Origin of the sequence: Enemella evansiae (genome assembly GCF_002250705.1) — a bacterium.
Classification (GTDB): domain Bacteria; phylum Actinomycetota; class Actinomycetes; order Propionibacteriales; family Propionibacteriaceae; genus Enemella; species Enemella evansiae.
The window spans coordinates 286,255-303,906 of record NZ_NMVP01000023.1; the positions used below are offsets into that span (position 1 = coordinate 286,255).

Below are 17,652 nucleotides of genomic sequence, written 5' to 3' on the forward strand. Positions count from 1 at the left end.
ATGGCCGAACCGTTGGACAGTCTCGCCGTCGTTCCCGAGCCCGGTGACAACTGTGCGGTCGCGGTGGCGGACATCCCGGCCGGTACACAGATCGCGATTCCTGGTGAGGTACGCCGGCTGAGCGAGCGAGGTACGAGCGAGTCGAAGCCCATCACCCTGCCGCACCTGGTGATGGAGGGGCACCGCTTAGTGATCGCGCCGATCCCGGCCGGTGGCCCGCTGACCTCCTGGCTCACCCCCTTCGCGACCGCGGTACGCGACCTGTCCCCCGGTGACTACGTCTGCACCGACCAGTCCCTCGCCCTGTTGAAGGACCGGGGCGTCGAGGGGCTCCCGGAGGTGGCGTCGGCGGCCAACGTGCCGCTGGATCCCTACCAGTTCGACGAATCCGCGCTGGTCGTCGGGGAGCAGGTGCCACCGGTGGAGCAGCCGGCGACCTTCCCGGGTTACGACCGCGGCGACGGCCGCGTCGGCACCCGCAACCACATCGTCATCTGCGGGGTGACCTCCCGCGGCGCCAGTTTCGCGACCGCTTTGGCCAAGCGATTCGCCGGTCGGGAAGCCGAGGGCTTCGACGGTGTGGTCGCGCTCGCGCACACCGAGGCCGGGGAGGACACCCGCCCCAACAACGCCGAGTTCGTGCTGTCGGTGCTGGCCGGCTCGGTCGGCCACCCCAACGTGGCCGCGATCCTGCTGGTCGACACCGAGGGCGCCGCGCTGACCAGCGCCGAGGTGCTGGAACACCTGCGCGCAGGCGACTATCCGGCACCGACCGGCATCGTGGAGACCTTCACCCGCAGCGGATCCTTCGCCGCCGACCTGGATCGTGCGCAGGCGATCGTCGAACCGTGGTTGGAAAAGGTCCGCGCCGAGCGTACGCCGCAGCCCGCGGCCGCGTTGTCGCTCGCGTTGCAGTGCGGCGGTTCGGACGCCTTCTCCGGGCTGAGCGCCAACCCCCTGCTCGGCAATGTGTCCGCGGAGCTGATCCGGCACGGTGGTACCGCGGTGATCGCCGAGACCGACGAGCTGATCGGCGCCGAACCCTATGTGCTGAAGAACGTCCGCTCCGCGGAGGTGGCGCGGGCTTTCGTGGATCGCGTGAACACCTTCAAGGAAAGGGTTTCCTGGCACGGGCACACCGCCGAGGGCAATCCGTCCGGCGGCAACGTCTACCGCGGTCTCTACAACATCGTGCTGAAATCGGTCGGTGCCGCGCGCAAGCTGGCCCGGCAGGTACGCCTGGACGAGGTCGTCGACTACGGCCGGCCGATCCGACACGGCGGTTACGTGTTCATGGACTCCCCGGGCAACGACCTGGAGTCGGTGGCCGGGCAGATCGGCTGCGGTTGCACGATGATCCACTTCACCACCGGCAATGGTTCGATCACCAACTTTCCCTTCGTCCCAACGATGAAATACGTCACCACCACCGGCCGCTTCGAGCTGATGAACAACGAGATGGACGTCAACGCCGGCCGCTATCTCGATGGCGAACCGATGGCCGAGCTGACCGCCGAGGTGTTAGCGCAGACCCTGGCCATCGCCTCCGGCACCCCGAGCGCGGGGGAGCGCACCGGACAGAGCCAGGTCTCGATCTGGCGGAACTGGCGCCAGACCGGCCCGGTCGCGGGCGTCTCGATCTCGGTCGACGGCCGGATCGCCCGGCGTACCGAGGATCTGCCCGCCGAGCTCGCCGACCGTCCGCTGCCCGGGGAACCGCTGCCGGTCACCCCGGAGGCAGTCGCCGCGCTGCCCCCGGCGCCGGCGGTCGAGCTGCGCCTCCACCGGATCGACGGCCGCTGGGCCACCGAACGGATCGGCCTGGTGCTGCCGACCAGCCTGTGCTCCGGCCAGGTCGGGCTCGGGCTCTCCGAACAGGCCGAACGCTGGGCCGGGCCGGTCATCGACCGGGCCTGCGCGCTGCCGCACACCGAGGGCTGCGGGGTCTCCGGCGGGGCGGTGGTGGACACCTACGAGCGGATCATGCTCGGGCACCTGCTGCACCCGAACGTGCTGCTCGCACTGCTCGTCGAGCACGGCTGTGAGAAGACCCACAACGACTGGTTCCGCAACGCCGTGTTGGCCCGCGGTCTGGATCCGACGCGGTTCGGCTGGGCCAGCATCCAGCTCGACGGCGGCATCGGCCAGGTCACCGGCAAGGCGGAGGACTGGTTCACCGAGGCGGCCGCCGCGGTCGACTCCCCCGACCGCGAACCGGCCGAGCTGGGCGCCTTGTCGCTCGGTCTGGACGCCCGTGGTGCGATGCGGCCGGCGACCGTGCAGGCGCTGGCGATCCTCGGCGGCTGGATCGTCGCCGCCGGGGGCACGGTGGTGCTGCCGGCGACGAGCGCCCTGCTGGCCGATCCCGAGTTCCGCCGGGTTGCGTTCGGCAGCACCGATCCGGTCGAGCCGACGCTGGCGCACGGCCAACAGCCGACCGAACCGGGCTGGCAGGTGATGCGGAACCCGACCCACGACTGGACCGAAACCGCCTCCGGGCTGGCTGCGACCGGGGTGCAGCAGCTGCTGGTGCACGTCACCGGTGGCACGCTGACCGGTGAGCGGCTGGTACCGGTGCTGCAGGTGACCGCCGACCCGGCCACCGAGGAGGTCTGCTTCGGCGACCTGGACGGGGTCCTCACCGGTGACGCCACGGCGCAGGCCGCCGGTGCGCTCGGACTGATCGCCGACGCCGCTTCCGGCCGCGGCCGCGCCGCCGTGCTGCGGACCGGCAATCTCGGCTTCCAGGTCACCCGCGGCCTGCTCGGCACCAGCATGTGATCCTCTCCACCGTTGGCTGAGCGAGCGAGGAACGAGCGAGTCGAAGCCACATTCCCCAACCCAGACAAGGAATTCCCATGACCGACCCAACCAGCCTGGTCCGGGCCGAGACCCCGGGCGGCGTACGCATCGGCGTCGCGACCGCTGACGGCGTACACGCTCTGCCGGTCGATTCGATGGCCGAGCTGCTCGCGCTGCCCCTGTCACGGATCCTTTCACTGGTGGAGAATCCGGGCGATGAGCTCACGGTGACCCGGTTGCTGCCGCCGTTGGACGGCCGCGGTGAGGTGTGGTGCGCCGGTGTCACCTATGCCCGCTCGATGGGGGCGCGGATGGAGGAGTCCACCGAGGCGTCGGTCTATGACAAGGTGTACGCCGCCGAGCGGCCCGAGCTGTTCGGCAAGGCACCCGCCTGGCGGGTGGTCACCGACGGTGAGCCGGTCGGGATCCGCGCCGACTCCGGCCACGACGTGCCCGAACCCGAACTGGTGCTCTATGCCAACGCGGCCGGTGAACTGGTCGGCCTGGGGATCGGCAACGACATGAGCTCGCGCTCGATCGAGGGGGAGAATCCGGTCTACATCCCGCAGGCCAAGGTGTACGCCGGGGCGATGGCGCTGGCGCCGCGGATCACCCTGCTCACCGGGGTCGGGGAACCGACGAACCTGGCCATCGGAATGCGGATCGAGCGGGCGGGTAACGTCGTGTTCAGCGGTGAGACCAGCACCACCCAGCTCGCCCGCCGACCGGCCGACCTGCTGGAGTGGCTGTTCCGGGGGTGTGAGTTCCCCGACGGGGTGGCATTGTCCACCGGCACCGGGATCGTGCCGGAACTGGATTTCGCGCTGCAGGAGGGCGATGTGATCACCATCGAGATCGCCGGACTCGGCAGCCTGACCAATACCGTCGCCCTCGGCCGCGAGCCGTTCAGCGCCCTGTGCCGGGGCGAACGCCCTCCCGTCGGCTGAGCGGCCCCCTCACGGTGGCTGAGCGAGCGAGGAACGAGCGAGTCGAAGCCACATCGAAAGCCACACCAGAAGCCACAGAAACCGAACCACCAGAGGAGATGCGATGACCGACACCACCAGCACCGAACTCGACCAGATCCTCGACGCCGCCACCGAGGCCGCGCCCGTCCTGTCGGCGGCCGCCCCGGCGACCCGGGCCGGCTGGCTGCGCGCCGCGGCCGACGCCCTGGATGCGCACCGCGAAGAACTGGTGCCGCTGGCGATCAAGGAGAGCCACCTGCCCGAGGCACGGCTGACCGGCGAGGTCGGGCGTACCTCCGGCCAGCTGCGGATGTTCGCCGACGCGCTGGAGAGCGGTTGGCTGTCGGAATACATCCTGGACTCCGCCGACCCCGAGCAGACCCCGCCGCGACCGGATCTGCGCCGCGAACTGGTCGGCCTCGGCCCGGTGCTGGTCTTCGGCGCCTCCAACTTCCCGTTCGCGTTCAGCGTCTGCGGCGGGGACACCGCCTCCGCGCTGGCCGCCGGCTGCCCGGTGGTCGCCAAGGCGCACCCCGGCCATCCCGAGACCTCCCGGCGTACCGCCCAGGTCGCGGCCGCGGCGATGCAGGCGGCCGGCGCCCCGGCCGGGATCCTGCAACTCATCGAGGGCGTCGAGGTCGGCACGGACGCGCTCAAGGATCGCCGGATCAGGGCGGGTGGCTTCACCGGGTCGGAGGGCGCCGGGACCGCGCTGCACCGGATCGCCGCCACCCGGCCCGACCCGATCCCGTTCTATGGCGAGCTGGGCAGCACCAACCCGGCCTTCGTGCTGCCGGGCGCGCTGGCCGATCGCCCCGATGAGCTGATCAGTGGCTACGTCGGCTCGATGAGCCTGGGCGTCGGCCAGTTCTGCACCAGCCCCGGCATCCTGCTGCTGCCCGCCGGGCACGGCCTGTCCGAGAAGCTCGCGCAGGCGACCGCGGAGGTCGGGTCGGCCCAGATGCTCAACGACCGCGTCTACAGCGGGTACGCCGAGGGCGCGGCCAGCCGCCGCGAGAACGGCGCCGTGCAGGTGCTGACCGCCGGTACCGAGACCGACGAGCAGGCCAGCCCGACGCTGCTCGCCACCACCGTGCCCGAGTTCCTCGGCCAGCGCGAGGAGCTGATGACCGAGTGCTTCGGCCCGCTGTCGATCATCGTCGAGTACGCCGATGAGCAGGAGCTGTTGAAGCTGGCGGCCGAGTTCGGGGGCCAGCTGACCTGCACGGTGCAGGGCAGCGAAGCCGACACCGAGCTGGCGGGCAAGCTGCTGCCGCTGCTGTCCGAGCGGGCCGGCCGGGTGATCTGGAACGCCTGGCCGACCGGTGTCGCGGTGAGCTGGGCGATGCAGCACGGCGGCCCGTTCCCGGCCACCGTCGGCTCGATCCACACCAGCGTGGGGATCACCGCCGCCCGCCGCTTCCAGCGTCCGGTCTGCTACCAGGATGTCCCGCAGGCCCTGCTCCCCGAAGCCCTCCGCGACGGCAACCCGCTGAACCTGCTGCGCACCGTCGACGGCGAACTCGCCCGCCACTGACCCCCACCCTCATCGAGCAGCTCGCGCAGCGAGCGTGTCGAGATGAGCCCCTCCCCACGTTGGTTGAGCGAGGAGCGCAGCGCTTCCCACGTTGGTTGAGCGAGGAGCGCAGCTCTTCCCACGTTGGTTGAGCGAGGAGCGCAGCGACGAGTCGAAACCATCCCGCACGAGACACCAGAAAGTGCCGCCAGACACCAAGGACGGTCACGAGACCCCTACTGCAACTGGGGTCTCGTGACGCCTTCTGGCGTCTCGAGATGAACCTCCCCCGCCGTTGGTTGAGCGAGGAGCGCAGCGGTCCCCTCCACGTTGGTTGAGCAAGGAGCGCAGCGACGAGTCGAAACCATCGTCACCCAGAGGCCGTGGTTTCGACTCGCTCGTACCTCGCTCGCTCAACCGACGTGAGCGGGGTGGCTTCGACTCGCTCGTACCTCCCTCGCTCAACCAGCGGGCGGGTTACTCGTACACCCGGAAGATGGCCTCGGCGACGCAGGCGGGGCGGTCGGAGCCCTCGAGCTCGATGGTGGCGGCCACCGTCATCTGGGCGCCGTTGTTCGGCAACCGGGTCACCTCGTTCAGCACACCGCGCAACCGGATCCGGGCACCGGCCGGTACCGGGGAGACGAAGCGGACCTTGTTCAGCCCGTAGTTGACCGCCTGCTTCTGGCTGCGTACCACCAACAGGCTGCTCCACAGCGGGATCAGCAGTGACAGCGTCAGATAGCCGTGGGCGATCGGCCCGCCGAACGGGCTCTCCTTCGTGGCCCGCTCCGGATCGGTGTGGATCCACTGCTGATCGTCGGTGGCGTCGGCGAACAGCTGGATCCGCTGCTGATCGACACTCAGCCAGTCGGTGGTGCCCAGGTCGGAGCCGGCGAGCGCCTCCAGTTCGGTCACATCGGCAACCTCGGTGGTCATGGTCATCCCTCCTGCCGCAGGCCGAGCACCCGCAGCGCGTTGTCCTTGAGGAGCTTGGGCAGCACCTCGGGTTTGAAGTCCAGGCGTTCGGCGTCGGCGAGCCAGCGGTCCGGGCTGATCAGCGGGAAGTCGGTGCCGAACAGCACCTTGTCCTGCAGCAGTGAGTTGGCGGCCCGGACCAGCTGCGGCGGGAAGTATTTCGGTGACCAGCCGGACAGGTCGATGAACGCATTCGGTTTGTGGGTGGCGATCGAGATCTGCACGTCCACCCAGGGCACTGCCGGGTGCGCCATGATCAGCGTCAGGTCGGGGAAGTCGGCGGCCACGTCATCGAGCAGCAGCGGATCGCTGTAGTGCAGCTTGATGCCGCGGCCGCCCGGCAGCCCGGCCCCGATCCCGGTCTGCCCGGTGTGGAAGAGCGCCGGTACGCCGGCCGCGGCGATCGCTGCATAGATCGGCGCGAACCGTTCCTCGTTGGGCCGGAAAGCCTGGACGCCGGGATGGAACTTGAATCCGCGCACTCCGTACTGCTCGACGAGCAGTCCGACGCGTTCCACCGCATCCGGTGCCCACGGATCGACCGAGCCGAAGGGGATCAGCACGTCCGGATGGTCCGCGGCCCGCTCGGCCAACTCGGTGACCGAGTTCGGCGGCCGGCCGAGCGCGGTCGTCGCATCGACGGTGAACACCACCGCGGCCATCGACCGCTGCCGGTAGTAGTCGGCGATCTGCTCGATCGTCGGGGTTCGGGTGTCGGTCGCCTTGAAGTACGCCGCGGAGGCGTCCATCAGCTCGTCGTCGACCGACCGGTGCCCGGTGCTGTCGATCTCCACGTGGGTGTGGATATCGATCGCCTTGAGGTTCGCGAGATCGAGTTCGGGTGCATAGCTCATCGGGGTGCGACCTCCGGCAGATCCTCACCGACCGACTCCTGATGCTCGGCGAAGGTGCCGGGCCAGATCTCGATCAGGTCCTCGGCGCTGAAGCCGCCGGAGTGATACGCCTTCTCGGTCAGCTGCGGATGGGACCAGAGCGCGACCCGATCCCCACCGATCGCGATCACCTGACCGGTGACCCCGGCCGCGGAATCGCTGGCCAGGAAGGAAATCAGGCCGGCCGCGTCCTCCGGCGTACCGAAGCCCAGATCGTGTCGCAACTGGTCGGGCAGCGGTACGCCCTCGGCGAGCGCGCGGACGTGGTCGGCGAGGAAGGGGATGGTCTCGGTCATCGCCGTCGCCGCCACCGGCGCCACCGCGTTCACCGTGATGCCCGCCTTGGCGAGCTCCATCGCCCAGGTTCGTACCATGCCGGCGATGCCGGCTTTGGCACCGGAATAGTTGGTCTGGCCGAAGTTGCCGCGCTGCCCGGCGGGGGAGGCGACGCAGATGATCCGCCCGCCCTCGCCCTGTTCCCGCATCCGGATCGCGGCGGCGCGGGCGCAGGTGAAGGTACCGCGCAGATGCACCTCGATCACCTGGTCGAAGTCGTCGTCGCTCATCTTCCACAGCACCTTGTCGCGCAACAGCCCGGCATTGGTGACCATCACATCGAGCCGGCCGAAGTTGTCGACGGCGGCCGCCACCAGGGCATCGGCGGTGCTGGTCGGGCCGACCGGTGCGACCGCGGCGACCGCCCGGCCATCGGCGTCGGTGATCTCATCGACGACCGCCTGGGCGGCCTGTGCGTCGATATCGTTCACCACCACCGCCGCGCCCTGCCGGGCGAGTTCCAGGGCGTACGCCCGGCCGAGGCCCTGGCCGGCGCCGGTGACGACGGCGACCTTGTCGGTGAGCAGTGGGGTGGAGGTGGTCATGCGCGTGCTCCTTCTCGGTTGTTGATCAGTTCAATGATTGACTTGCTGGTGGCTCCGCCGCGACCGGTGGGCGGGACGAGACGATGCAGGAACGGCGAAGGGACCGATGGATGACCGAGGCAGCCCTGTTCGACGAGCCCGGTTTCCTGATCGCCCGGCTGGCGATCCAGTTGAACCGCAGCGCCAACGCCGCGCTGGCCGAACTGGACCTGCGGATCCGTCCCTACTCGGTGCTGGCGCTGGTCTGCGACGAGGGCGATGGGGTGACCCAGCGGCGGGTGTCCACCGTGCTCGACCTGGATCCCTCGCAGATCGTGCCGATCGTGGACGACCTGGAGGGCGCCGGCTGGCTGCGGCGTACCCAGGATGCCGCGGATCGCCGGAACCGGCTGCTGGTCCCGACGGCCGAGGGCCGCGAGGTGCGGGAGCGGGCCCGGCTCCTGGTCGATCAGGCTCACGCGGTACCGCTCGCCGAGCTGCGCAGCACCGAGGGGAAGCGACTGGTCGCGCTGCTGCGCCATCTGGTGCTCACCGACGGCGGGACGGTGCGGGGCGGCTGAGCCGGTCATACCGTCTCCAGGTCGTGTTTGCGGCTCTCCGGGATGAGGGCGACGAAGAGCGCGCTGACCAGCGCCAGCCCGATCAGGAACACCCCGACCCAGATCGTCGAACCCCTGCCGACAGCGGCCAGCGAGGCGACGATCACCGGGGTGAAGCCGGCGCCGATCAGCGTGGCCAACTGATAGCCCAGGGAGGCGCCGGTATAACGCGACCCGGTGCCGAACTGCTCGGCGATGAACGCCGCCATCGGCCCGTACATGGTGCTCTGACAGACGACGATGCCGAGGAAGAAGGCGAGCGCGACCTGACCGAAGGAGCCACTGCCGAGCAGGTTCAGGATCGGATAGCACAGCACCAGGAACACGGCCAGGGAGCCGATCATCACCGTGCGCCGACCGAGCCGGTCGGAGAGGGCGCCGCTGGCCAACACCGCCGGCACGGCGAGTGCTTGGCTGATCGCGAAGGCGGTGAGTGCCTGCGGCCGGGACAGTCCGGTGCCCACGGCGTAGCCGACCGCGAAGGTGGCGAACATGGTCTGGATACCGAAGGCGGCCATGCAGGCCAGCGCGACCTTGATCACCGTCATCGGCCGGCGCAACACCTGGAACAGCGGTACCGGCTGTTCGGCGAGCTGGCCGGCCTGTACCGCCTTGGCGAAGAGCGGGCTCTCGGTCACCTGCAGCCGCACGAACAACCCGAGCAGGAGCAGCAGCGCCGAGGCCAGGAACGGGATCCGCCAGCCCCAGCTCAGGAACTGCTCGTCGGGCAGGGTGGATGCCGCGGTCATCGCCAGGGTGCCCAGCACCGCACCGGTGGGGGCACCGGCGTTGGTGAAGGCCGCGGCCAGACCGCGGTTCCGGCCGCCGGTGTGTTCGAGTGCCATCAGCACCGCGCCACCCCATTCACCGCCGATCGCGATGCCCTGCAGGACGCGCATGGTGACCAGGATGACCGCCGCCCAGGAGCCGATCATCGACGGCGGCGGGATCAGCCCGATCGCGAAGGAGGCGAGCCCCATCACCATCATCGACAGCAGCAGCAGCCGTTTGCGGCCGATCCGATCGCCGAAGTGGCCGAGGATCAGTCCGCCGATCGGGCGGGCCACATAACCCGCCGCGAAGGTGCCGAGGGAGGCGATGGTGGCGGCCCAGGGGTCGAGGTTGCCGAAGAACACCGGACCGAAGACCAACGAAGCCGCGGTGGCGTACAGCAGGAAATCGTAGAACTCGATCGTGCTGCCCAGATAGCTGGAGATGACGACCTTGCGGACCTGGGACGGGCTGCTCTCGGCGGCCGGTTCGAGTTGTTCGCCGGCGGGGGTCGGGGTGCTCATTGGTCGACCTCCAAGGTGGTGCGGATGCGGGATTTGAGGATTTTCCCGGTGGGGTTCCGCGGGATGGAGTCGACGATCTGCAGTCGTCGCGGGATCTTGTAGCGGGCCAGCCGGCCGGCCAGTTGGTCGGCCAGGGCCTCCGCGGTGAGTTCGGCCCCGTCGGCGAGCCGGATCAGCGCCAGCCCGGTCTCACCCCAGCGTTCGTCGGGTACGCCGAGGACGGCGGCCTCGAGGACGCCGGGCAGCTCGATGATCGCGGCTTCCACCTCGGCGGGATAGACGTTCTCCCCGCCGGAGATGAACATGTCCTTGAGTCGGTCGACCACGGTGATGAAGCCGTCGTCATCGGCGACCCCGACATCGCCGGTACGCAACCAGCCGTCCGGGGCGAAGGCCGCGGCGGTGGCCCCGGGGTTGTTCCAGTAACCGGCCATCACATTCGGGCCGCGGACCTGGATCTCGCCGCGCTCTCCGGGGGTGACCGGTGCGTCGTCGAGCCCGGCGATCCGGACCTCGGTGAACAGGTGCGGCAGACCGGCGGAACCGACCTTGTCCTTGGCCTGTTCCGGGGTCAGCACCAGCGCTCCGGGTCCGGACTCGGTGAGCCCGTAGCCCTGGCAGACCGCGACATCGCGGGCGAGCCAGGTGTGCAGGGTGTCGAGCCGGACCGGTGCCCCGCCGACGGTGAAGACCCGCAGGCTGGTCAGATCGGTCCGGTCCCAGTCCGGGTGTCTGGACAGCATGTCGAGCATCACCGGTACGCCGAAGCCGTAGCTGATCCGGTCGGCCTCGATCTGCGCCAGCACCCGGCCCGGTTCGAAGCCGTCCTGGATGATCACGGTGCCACCGCGGAGCAGCGTCGGCGTCGCACCCATGAAGAACGCCGCGGTGTGGTAGAGCGGCGCGCAGGCGAGCGAGACGTCCCGGCCGGTGAGTCCCAGATCGAGGGCGGCGTTGAGGGTGGCGAAGGTGACGCTGGAGTGGGTGAGCACCGCGCCCTTGGGTCGCCCGGTGGTGCCCGAGGTGTACATGATCATGCACGGGTCGTCCCCGGTGCCGCGCGGTTCGTCCCGGTCCGGGTCGGTCTCGGCGCAGAGCTGGGTCCAGGCTGCGAGGTCGATGACCTCGCGGGTACCGGCCTGCTCGGCGGCCGGGGTGCCGCGACCCGCCAACTCGGCCGAGGTGACCAGCAGGGCGGTGCCGGAGTCGCTCAGGCAGTGGGCGATCTCGTTCTCGCTGAGCCGGGCGTTCAGCGGTACCAGGATCGCGCCCAGTCGGCCGCAGGCGAAGAACAGATCGATGTGGGCCGGGTGGTTGGCGCTGAGCAGCGCGACCCGGTCACCGTGGCCGATGCCGCGGGCGCGCAACGCGGCAGCGGCGCGGGCGATGTCGGTGTCGAACTCCGCATAGCTGCGTTGCACACCGTCGAACACGGTGGCGACGGACTCGGGACTGCGGGCGGCCTGGCGAACCGGCCATTGGCTGATGCTCGGTGTGTTCACGGGGCACCTCTCTGTGCGACCTGAATCACAGGGAATCATCAACGATTGAGAATGTCAACGGTTCTCACGCTCATCGAGTAACTCGGCATGCGGAGCGGAGCGGAGCGATGCCGAGTGTGTCGAGATGAGCCGAGCCCGCCAGCCGGCTCCTCTCGACACGGCGGCCATTGCTCCGCTTCGCTGCGCATGGCCCGCCTACTCGAGGAGCGTTCAGTCGATGGCGACGCGGCGTTTGGGGGCGGCGGCCACGAGGACGCCGATCATGGTGATGGCGGCACCGATCAGGGTGCTCAGCGGCGGGGCGTGGTGGAAGAACAGCGCGTCGATGATCAGCGAGGCGAGCACCTGGCCGGCGATCGTGGCCATCAGCAGCAGGAGCACCCCGATGTGGCGTACCAGCACGGTGTTCGCGCCGATCACCAGCACCCCGATCGCGCCACCGAGATAGAGCCACCACTCGGCGGGTGGGGTCGGCGGCCGGCCGGTGGCCAGCAGCTTGCCGCCGAAGGCGATCAGCAGTGCCAGCAGGCCGACGGTGAAGTTGACGGTGGTCGCGGTCGGGGCGGAGTGGGTCAGCAGCCGGATCCGGCCGTTCATCGCGAACTGGAAGCTGTTCAGGCAACCGGCCAGGAAGGGCAGCAGGAGCAGCAGCAGGATCGTCGCTCCGCCGCGCAGCTGCGGGATTCCCGCCAGCAGCGCCGCGGCGACCGTCAGGCCGGCGCCCAGGACCCGGTTGGGGGTGAGCGGTTTGCGCAGTACGCCGGCGAATCCGGTCCGGTCGACGATCAGTCCGCTGAGCACCTGGCCGGCGACCAGGGCGACGGTGAACATGGCGACGCCGAGTACGCCGACGGTGGTCGTCTGGGAGAGCACGGTGACCGCTCCGAACAGCCCACCGAAGAAGAGCCAGCGGGGCGGCGTACCGGAGCGGAACGACTGCCAGGCCGTCCGCAGGCCGGCGCGGCCACTGCGGCGGCCGATCGTCACCAGGCCGATCAGCAGCAGGCCGACACCGAAGGAGACGACCGCCGCGAACAACCGGTCGGCGCTGCGGGTGCCGAGGTCACCGTTGAGCCGGGACTGGACGGCGACCAGGGCGCCACAGATGACCGCGCCGAGCACCGAGAGGACGACAACGGCCCGGGAGGGGTGCTGTTCGGCGCTGGACTGGCTCACTCCGATCATCCTGCCCGGGCCGGGGACCGCGATCGAATCGCGTCCACCGGTCGACATGGAGGCCGGATGGTCGGGGAAATGAATCGGAGCCCCGCCGGGGAACGGGGCTCCGATCAAAGTGGGGGTGGTGCTGAGTCGAGTGGCTCGGACAGATTTTCGGGGACCCTGTCCGAACTCAACCCCTGAGGAAAATCATGCTGGGTGCGGCGGGAGGTGGGAAGGGACCCTCAGAAGACAGTACGAAAGTAGGGGGTGCTCCGTACTTTCGTCGGTGGTTGCCCAGTACTAAAGACCCATAGTCTCGAGGCGCTCCACACAGGAGTCCCATCTAATTCTCTCATAACAAGGGGTCCCCCATGAAGATGCGTGCTCTCGCCGTTCTGACCGCTGCCATCGCCTCCGTCTCGTTCGCGATTCCGATGGCCTCCGCCCAGCCCGCCCAGGGCGCCGCTTCCGGCGTGACGGTGATGGCTGTTGACGGCTTCTGCGAGTGGGCCAAGGTCAAGCCCTTCTGCTACTGATCGTGGAGCACACCCGGACAGTCGCGGACCGTAGACTGTCCGGGTGAGGGCGCCCAGGACGGGGATGCCGCGAAGCCATCCCGGACGAATCGTTTCTGCTGCGCTGCGCCGCGAGGTCGCAGCCGTTCTGGTCGCCGTTGTATTGCTGGTGATCTCCCTGCCGACGGTTGCTTTCAGTGACCCACTGGCAATGACGGTGCTGGTCTGCTGCTGCATCCTCGGTGGCACTGCCCTTCGCTGGCCGGTCATCTCCGGAGCGCTTCTTGGCGTGGCGCTCACCTTGCTCACATTCAGCCAGACCCAAGCCGTGGGACTGGCCATGCTGGCGCCGGCGATCGTCATCGCCACGTCTTGTGCGATCGGTAGGCGGCTCGTCGCCACTATCTACACCCTCTGGTTCTTGGCGCTCTCGATCTCCTTGACCGTCGCGGGCACGCCGCCCGACATGATCCTGCGAAGCGTCACCTTCCTGATGGTGTTCATGGCGCTTCCCCTGGTGATCGGCGAAGTGATCTTCCGCCTGCGGCAGCGCCAGGAGAAGCAGCGCCAGGAGGCGATCGAGGCCGCCACCGAACAGCGGCTGGCGATCGCCCGCGAACTGCACGACACCCTGGCGTACGCCACCACGACGATGGTGATGAAGGCCGAGGAGGCTCGGCTGCGCGGAAACCAGGACGAGAAGACGCTGCAGGATCTGGACTACATCGCGCGAACCGGGCGGGATGCGACCAGCCAGCTGCGCACCATGTTGTCGCTGCTTCGTGACGACACCGAGTCCACCCCGCTACCCTCCATCGGGGACTCGTTGCCCGCGGTGGTCCAGGCTCAGGTGGACAAGCTGTCGGCATTCGGGTTCCGCGTCGAATGCGGAGTGGAGGGCGATGTGGCGTCGATGCCTCAGGAGGTACGCCAGCTCGCCGCGCGGGTGATCAACGAAGGAGCGTCCAACATCAGCAAACACGGTGACCCGGTGCAGCCGGCGCAGATCATGGTGGACGCCGGACCCGACGAGCTCGAGGTGCTGCTCGTCAACGCCCCGGCTCCCGGCAGCAACGGCTCGACCGCCCACACGCACTCCGGTCTCGGCCTGATCGGGCTGCGCGAGCTGGCCGGCCGGAGCGGCGGCGAGCTGACCGCCCATCGCGTCGGCGACCACTGGATCACCCAGCTCACCGTGCCGCTGCGGAGTGCCGCCGGTGTCGGCTGAGACCATCAGGGTGGTCGTCGTCGACGACGACTCCCTGGTCCGCAACGCACTCTCTGGTTACGTCACCCGCAACAGCGGGATGCGGCTGGTCGGCACCTGCCGCAACGGCCGGCAGGCCCTGGAACTGCTCGCCGGCCACGGTGTCGATGTGGTGCTGATGGACGTCCGGATGCCCGAGATGGACGGAATCGAGGTGACCCGCGAGCTGCGGCGTACCGGAAGCCGGGTGAAGGTCCTGGTGCTGACCACCTTCGATGAGGACAAGCTGATGCTGGCCGCGCTGGCTGCCGGCGCGAACGGCTTCATGCTCAAGGATTCCGCGCCGGAGGCGATCGTCGAGGCCATCCAGGTCGCGCACTCCGGCGGCCACGTCATCTCCGCCCGACCGGCCACCCGGCTCGCCGAACGCTACCTGCCGCAGGACGAGTGGCAGGGCGCCGAGGTCGGCCCGCACGGACTCACCGGCCGGGAGCGTGCGGTGCTCCGCGAACTCTGCCGGGCCGCCAGCAATGCCGAGATCGCCGGTGCGCTCGGGCTGTCCGAATCGACGGTCAAGGCGCACGTCTCGACGATCATGGACAAACTGAACTGCAAATCCCGGTTGAAGGCGGTGATCCGGGCCTTCGAGCTCGGGTTGGCCGAGCCGCCACGCGGGCAGGAACAGGACGACGAAGGGGGCGAATAGCGGTGTATGTCGACCATCTCACGCTGGCCGACTATCGCTCCTACCCCGCGGTCGACGTGCCGCTCGCCAGCGGCGTGACCACCTTCGTCGGCGCCAACGGGCAGGGCAAGACCAACCTGGTCGAGGCCGTCGAATACCTCTCCACGATGTCCAGCCATCGGGTGTCCTCGGAGGTCCCGCTGGTCCGCGCCGGCTGCGAGCGGGCGATCGTGCGGGCCGGTGTACGCGCGGGTCTGGAAGACGACCGGCGGATCCTGCTGGAACTGGAGATCACCCCCGGGAAGGCGAATCGGGCCCGGTTGAACCGCTCGCCGCTGCCGCGGGCGCGGGAGATCATCGGGATGCTGCGCACGGTTGTCTTCTCACCGGAGGACCTGGCGATCGTGAAGGGCGATCCGGCGGAGCGGCGGCACTTCCTGGACGCGCTGGTGGTGAACCGATGGCCGCGGATGGCCGGGGTGCGCAGCGACTACGACAAGATCCTCAAGCAGCGCAACAGCCTGCTCAAATCCTTGGCCGGTCGGGGACGCTCGGCCAATCGCGACGATCCCTACGCCGCGTCCACCCTCGAGGTCTGGGACGCCCAGCTGGTCCGCGCCGGGGCGGAGCTGCTGGAGGCCAGGCTCGATACGCTGCGCGATCTGCTCCCGCACACCGCCCGGGCGTACGCCGAGATCGCACCGACCAACAACGAGGCCGCTGCGGCGTACAAGTCGGCGATCGAGATCGGCGAGGACTGGACCCGCCACGCCCTGGGTGAGGCACTGCAGGCCGAACTGCTGAACCGTCGCAGCGACGAACTGCAGCGCGGTGTCACCCTGGCCGGCCCGCACCGCGACGACCTGACGCTCACGCTCGGCGAGCTGCCGGCCAAGGGGTACGCCTCCCACGGCGAATCCTGGTCTTTCGCACTCGCGTTGAAGATCGGCGCCTTCGAGCTGCTCCGCGCCGACGGCATCGAACCGGTCCTGGTGCTCGACGACGTCTTCGCCGAGCTGGACTCCACCCGCCGGCAACGGCTGGCGGCCGGGGTGGTGCAGGCCGAACAGCTGCTGGTCACCGCCGCGGTCGGTGCCGATGTCCCGGAAATGCTTGCCGGGCAGCGATTCCTGGTCGGCGGCGGGGAGGTGCGCGCCGATGACTGAATCCCCGAACTCCCCGAGCGAGCGTCCCGAGGAACCCGCCTCCGAGCTGGCCGCCGCCGCGGAGCCGCACGACCCGACCGGGATGGATCTGGCCCGCCAGATCGCGGCGCAGGTGGGTGCCGCGAGCAAGGGGGTACGCCGCCGGCCCGGCAAGCGGAAGAAGCGCCCCGAAGGCGTCCAGTCCTCCGGCGCACACCCCGACGACCGCGATCCGCAGCTGCTCGGCCCGGCGCTGAAGGGGCTGATGCGTCAACAGGGCTGGGACACCCAGGTGAACGTGCATCTGCTGCTGGCGAACTGGCCGGCGCTGGTCGGCACGGTGAATGCCGAACATTCGCGCCCGGAGAAGTACGACGACGAGGTGCTCACCATCCGCGCCGAGTCGACCACCTGGGCCACCCAGCTGCGGCTCTTCGCACCCCAGCTCGTCGCCCGGTTGAATGACGAACTCGGCCAGGGCACGGTACGGCGGGTGCACGTCCTCGGCCCCGACGCCCCGAGCTGGAAGCACGGCCGCCGCTCGGTCCGCGGCCGCGGCCCCCGCGACACCTACGGCTGAGCCCACGCTCATCGAGTAGCTCGCGCAGCGAGCACCCCCACGCTCATCGAGTAGCTCGCGCAGCGAACCCCCCACGCTCATCGAGTAGCTCGCGCAGCGAGCGTGTCGAGATGAGCCGGTTCATCTCGACACGCCACCATTGCTCCGCAGGCTCCGCATGGTGGCTACTCGATGAACGTGGCGGGGAGTTGCTCCCTTGCTCCGCATGGCGGCTACTCGATGAACGTCAGCTGGCCGTACCGGCGGCGGCCTCGTCGATGAGGTCGGCGATGGCGCCGGGCTGGGAGGCGAGCGAGGCGTGGCTGGCATCCAGCTCGATCGTCTTCTGCGGGTTCATCCGTGCGGCCATCCGGCGCTCGTTGTCCGGGTCGATCATCCGGTCGGAGGTGGACACCTGATACCAGACCGGCTTGGACTTCCAGGCCGGCTCGGTGACGTTGTCGCCGAAGGTGGAGGCGAGTGGCGCCTTCTGGGTGACCGCCATCACCAGCTGCTGATCGGTCGGCAGGTCCTGGCAGAAGCTCTCACCGAACTTGTCCTGCTTCACCCACAGATAGCCGTCCGAGTCGGGTTCGAGGTTCTCGATCGCGGCCGGCGGGTGTTCCTGGCTGATCGCACCCGGGCTCTCCCCGGCATCCGGTGCGAACGCCGCGACATAGACCAGTCCGATCACGTTGGGCTGGTTGCCGGCCTCGGTGATCACCGCGCCGCCGTAGGAGTGGCCGACGAGCAGCACCGGGCCCTCGATCTGGGCGATCATCTTGCGGGTCCGTTCGGCGTCGTCGGCCAGCGAGGTGAGCGGGTTCTCCACGGCATGCAGATCGGTGTAGCCGCGCTTGTTCAGTTCGGTGATGACACCGGCCCAGTGCGCGGCGCCTCCCCAGAATCCGTGGACGAGTACGACTGCGGGCTTGTCGGCCATGGG

The 17,652-nt window shown here is 69.4% G+C and carries 16 protein-coding genes; 9 read left to right on the top strand and 7 right to left on the bottom strand.

Annotated elements, in window-relative coordinates; translation table 11 throughout:
* The 3 genes from BI335_RS13420 to BI335_RS13430 all read left to right on the top strand — a co-directional run bounded on the left by BI335_RS13420 (window position 1) and on the right by BI335_RS13430 (window position 5,307).
* Complete coding sequence (locus tag BI335_RS13420) at window positions 1–2,781, top strand: UxaA family hydrolase (RefSeq protein WP_094399682.1); 2,781 nt, start codon at window positions 1–3, stop codon at window positions 2,779–2,781.
* Window positions 2,782–2,858: 77 nt separating this feature from the next.
* Entirely contained in the window at window positions 2,859–3,749 is an 891-nt protein-coding gene (locus tag BI335_RS13425; protein ID WP_094399680.1) for a fumarylacetoacetate hydrolase family protein, read from the top strand.
* Window positions 3,750–3,852: 103 nt separating this feature from the next.
* Window positions 3,853–5,307, top strand: coding sequence for an aldehyde dehydrogenase (NADP(+)) (locus BI335_RS13430; RefSeq protein WP_094399678.1), 1,455 nt, complete (start codon window positions 3,853–3,855; stop codon window positions 5,305–5,307).
* Between the two features lie 456 nt (window positions 5,308–5,763).
* On the opposite strand, the gene BI335_RS13435 is transcribed toward BI335_RS13430, so the two are convergent.
* From BI335_RS13435 to BI335_RS13445, 3 genes are read right to left on the bottom strand one after another with little or no spacing between them, the layout of a single operon-like run.
* The gene (locus BI335_RS13435) at window positions 5,764–6,225 is read right to left on the bottom strand and encodes a MaoC family dehydratase (RefSeq protein WP_324252407.1); all 462 of its coding nucleotides are present in this window, start codon (window positions 6,223–6,225) and stop codon (window positions 5,764–5,766) included.
* 2 nt (window positions 6,226–6,227) lie between these two features.
* Window positions 6,228–7,118: an amidohydrolase family protein gene (locus BI335_RS13440; RefSeq protein WP_094399674.1), complete on the bottom strand. Its 891-nt coding sequence runs from the start codon at window positions 7,116–7,118 to the stop codon at window positions 6,228–6,230.
* A complete protein-coding gene (locus tag BI335_RS13445) occupies window positions 7,115–8,038 on the bottom strand; it encodes an SDR family NAD(P)-dependent oxidoreductase (RefSeq protein WP_094399672.1) in 924 nt (307 codons plus the stop codon). The genes BI335_RS13440 and BI335_RS13445 overlap by 4 nt, the downstream gene beginning before the upstream one ends.
* Window positions 8,039–8,148: 110 nt before the next feature.
* On the opposite strand from BI335_RS13445, the gene BI335_RS13450 reads away from it, so the two are divergent.
* Window positions 8,149–8,598, top strand: coding sequence for a MarR family winged helix-turn-helix transcriptional regulator (locus BI335_RS13450; RefSeq protein WP_208109219.1), 450 nt, complete (start codon window positions 8,149–8,151; stop codon window positions 8,596–8,598).
* A 5-nt stretch (window positions 8,599–8,603) separates the two neighbouring features.
* On the opposite strand, the gene BI335_RS13455 is transcribed toward BI335_RS13450, so the two are convergent.
* The 3 genes from BI335_RS13455 to BI335_RS13465 all read right to left on the bottom strand — a co-directional run bounded on the left by BI335_RS13455 (window position 8,604) and on the right by BI335_RS13465 (window position 12,610).
* Entirely contained in the window at window positions 8,604–9,932 is a 1,329-nt protein-coding gene (locus BI335_RS13455) for an MFS transporter (RefSeq protein ID WP_094399669.1), read from the bottom strand.
* Window positions 9,929–11,434: an acyl-CoA synthetase gene (locus tag BI335_RS13460; RefSeq protein WP_229119582.1), complete on the bottom strand. Its 1,506-nt coding sequence runs from the start codon at window positions 11,432–11,434 to the stop codon at window positions 9,929–9,931. Before BI335_RS13460 ends, BI335_RS13455 begins: the two co-directional genes overlap by 4 nt.
* 210 nt (window positions 11,435–11,644) lie before the next feature.
* Window positions 11,645–12,610 carry a DMT family transporter gene (locus BI335_RS13465; RefSeq protein ID WP_172421900.1) on the bottom strand — a complete coding sequence of 322 codons (966 nt, stop codon included), beginning with the start codon at window positions 12,608–12,610 and terminating at the stop codon, window positions 11,645–11,647.
* A gap of 356 nt (window positions 12,611–12,966) precedes the next feature.
* Between BI335_RS13465 and BI335_RS21525 the strand changes: the two genes are divergently transcribed.
* The 5 genes from BI335_RS21525 to BI335_RS22395 are packed head-to-tail and all read left to right on the top strand — an operon-like array spanning window position 12,967 to window position 16,727.
* Complete coding sequence (locus BI335_RS21525) at window positions 12,967–13,131, top strand: hypothetical protein (protein WP_172421901.1); 165 nt, start codon at window positions 12,967–12,969, stop codon at window positions 13,129–13,131.
* 43 nt (window positions 13,132–13,174) lie between these two features.
* A complete protein-coding gene (locus tag BI335_RS13470; protein ID WP_144009124.1) occupies window positions 13,175–14,338 on the top strand; it encodes a sensor histidine kinase in 1,164 nt (387 codons plus the stop codon).
* On the top strand, window positions 14,328–15,023 hold the full coding sequence (locus BI335_RS13475; RefSeq protein WP_141212345.1) for a response regulator: 696 nt from the start codon (window positions 14,328–14,330) through the stop codon (window positions 15,021–15,023). Before BI335_RS13470 ends, BI335_RS13475 begins: the two co-directional genes overlap by 11 nt.
* Window positions 15,024–15,025: 2 nt before the next feature.
* A complete protein-coding gene (gene recF, locus BI335_RS13480) occupies window positions 15,026–16,168 on the top strand; it encodes a DNA replication/repair protein RecF (protein WP_094431475.1) in 1,143 nt (380 codons plus the stop codon).
* On the top strand, window positions 16,161–16,727 hold the full coding sequence (locus BI335_RS22395; RefSeq protein WP_094431477.1) for a DciA family protein: 567 nt from the start codon (window positions 16,161–16,163) through the stop codon (window positions 16,725–16,727). The genes recF and BI335_RS22395 overlap by 8 nt, the downstream gene beginning before the upstream one ends.
* A 226-nt stretch (window positions 16,728–16,953) precedes the next feature.
* Here the strand turns inward: BI335_RS22395 and BI335_RS13490 are convergent, their stop codons facing one another.
* Window positions 16,954–17,649 carry an alpha/beta hydrolase gene (locus BI335_RS13490; protein WP_094431479.1) on the bottom strand — a complete coding sequence of 232 codons (696 nt, stop codon included), beginning with the start codon at window positions 17,647–17,649 and terminating at the stop codon, window positions 16,954–16,956.
* Window positions 17,650–17,652: the final 3 nt, after the last annotated feature.

Bases quoted from the DNA above. Each gene is read 5' to 3' on its own strand.
- BI335_RS13445 (WP_094399672.1), bottom strand. From the start codon at position 8,038: ATGACCACCTCCACCCCACTGCTCACCGACAAGGTCGCCGTCGTCACC.
- BI335_RS13440 (WP_094399674.1), bottom strand. From the start codon at position 7,118: ATGAGCTATGCACCCGAACTCGATCTCGCGAACCTCAAGGCGATCGAT.
- BI335_RS13490 (WP_094431479.1), bottom strand. From the start codon at position 17,649: ATGGCCGACAAGCCCGCAGTCGTACTCGTCCACGGATTCTGGGGAGGC.
- BI335_RS22395 (WP_094431477.1), top strand. From the start codon at position 16,161: ATGACTGAATCCCCGAACTCCCCGAGCGAGCGTCCCGAGGAACCCGCC.
- BI335_RS13430 (WP_094399678.1), top strand. From the start codon at position 3,853: ATGACCGACACCACCAGCACCGAACTCGACCAGATCCTCGACGCCGCC.
- BI335_RS13435 (WP_324252407.1), bottom strand. From the start codon at position 6,225: ATGACCACCGAGGTTGCCGATGTGACCGAACTGGAGGCGCTCGCCGGC.
- BI335_RS21525 (WP_172421901.1), top strand. From the start codon at position 12,967: ATGAAGATGCGTGCTCTCGCCGTTCTGACCGCTGCCATCGCCTCCGTC.
- BI335_RS13425 (WP_094399680.1), top strand. From the start codon at position 2,859: ATGACCGACCCAACCAGCCTGGTCCGGGCCGAGACCCCGGGCGGCGTA.
- BI335_RS13420 (WP_094399682.1), top strand. From the start codon at position 1: ATGGCCGAACCGTTGGACAGTCTCGCCGTCGTTCCCGAGCCCGGTGAC.
- BI335_RS13450 (WP_208109219.1), top strand. From the start codon at position 8,149: ATGACCGAGGCAGCCCTGTTCGACGAGCCCGGTTTCCTGATCGCCCGG.
- BI335_RS13455 (WP_094399669.1), bottom strand. From the start codon at position 9,932: ATGAGCACCCCGACCCCCGCCGGCGAACAACTCGAACCGGCCGCCGAG.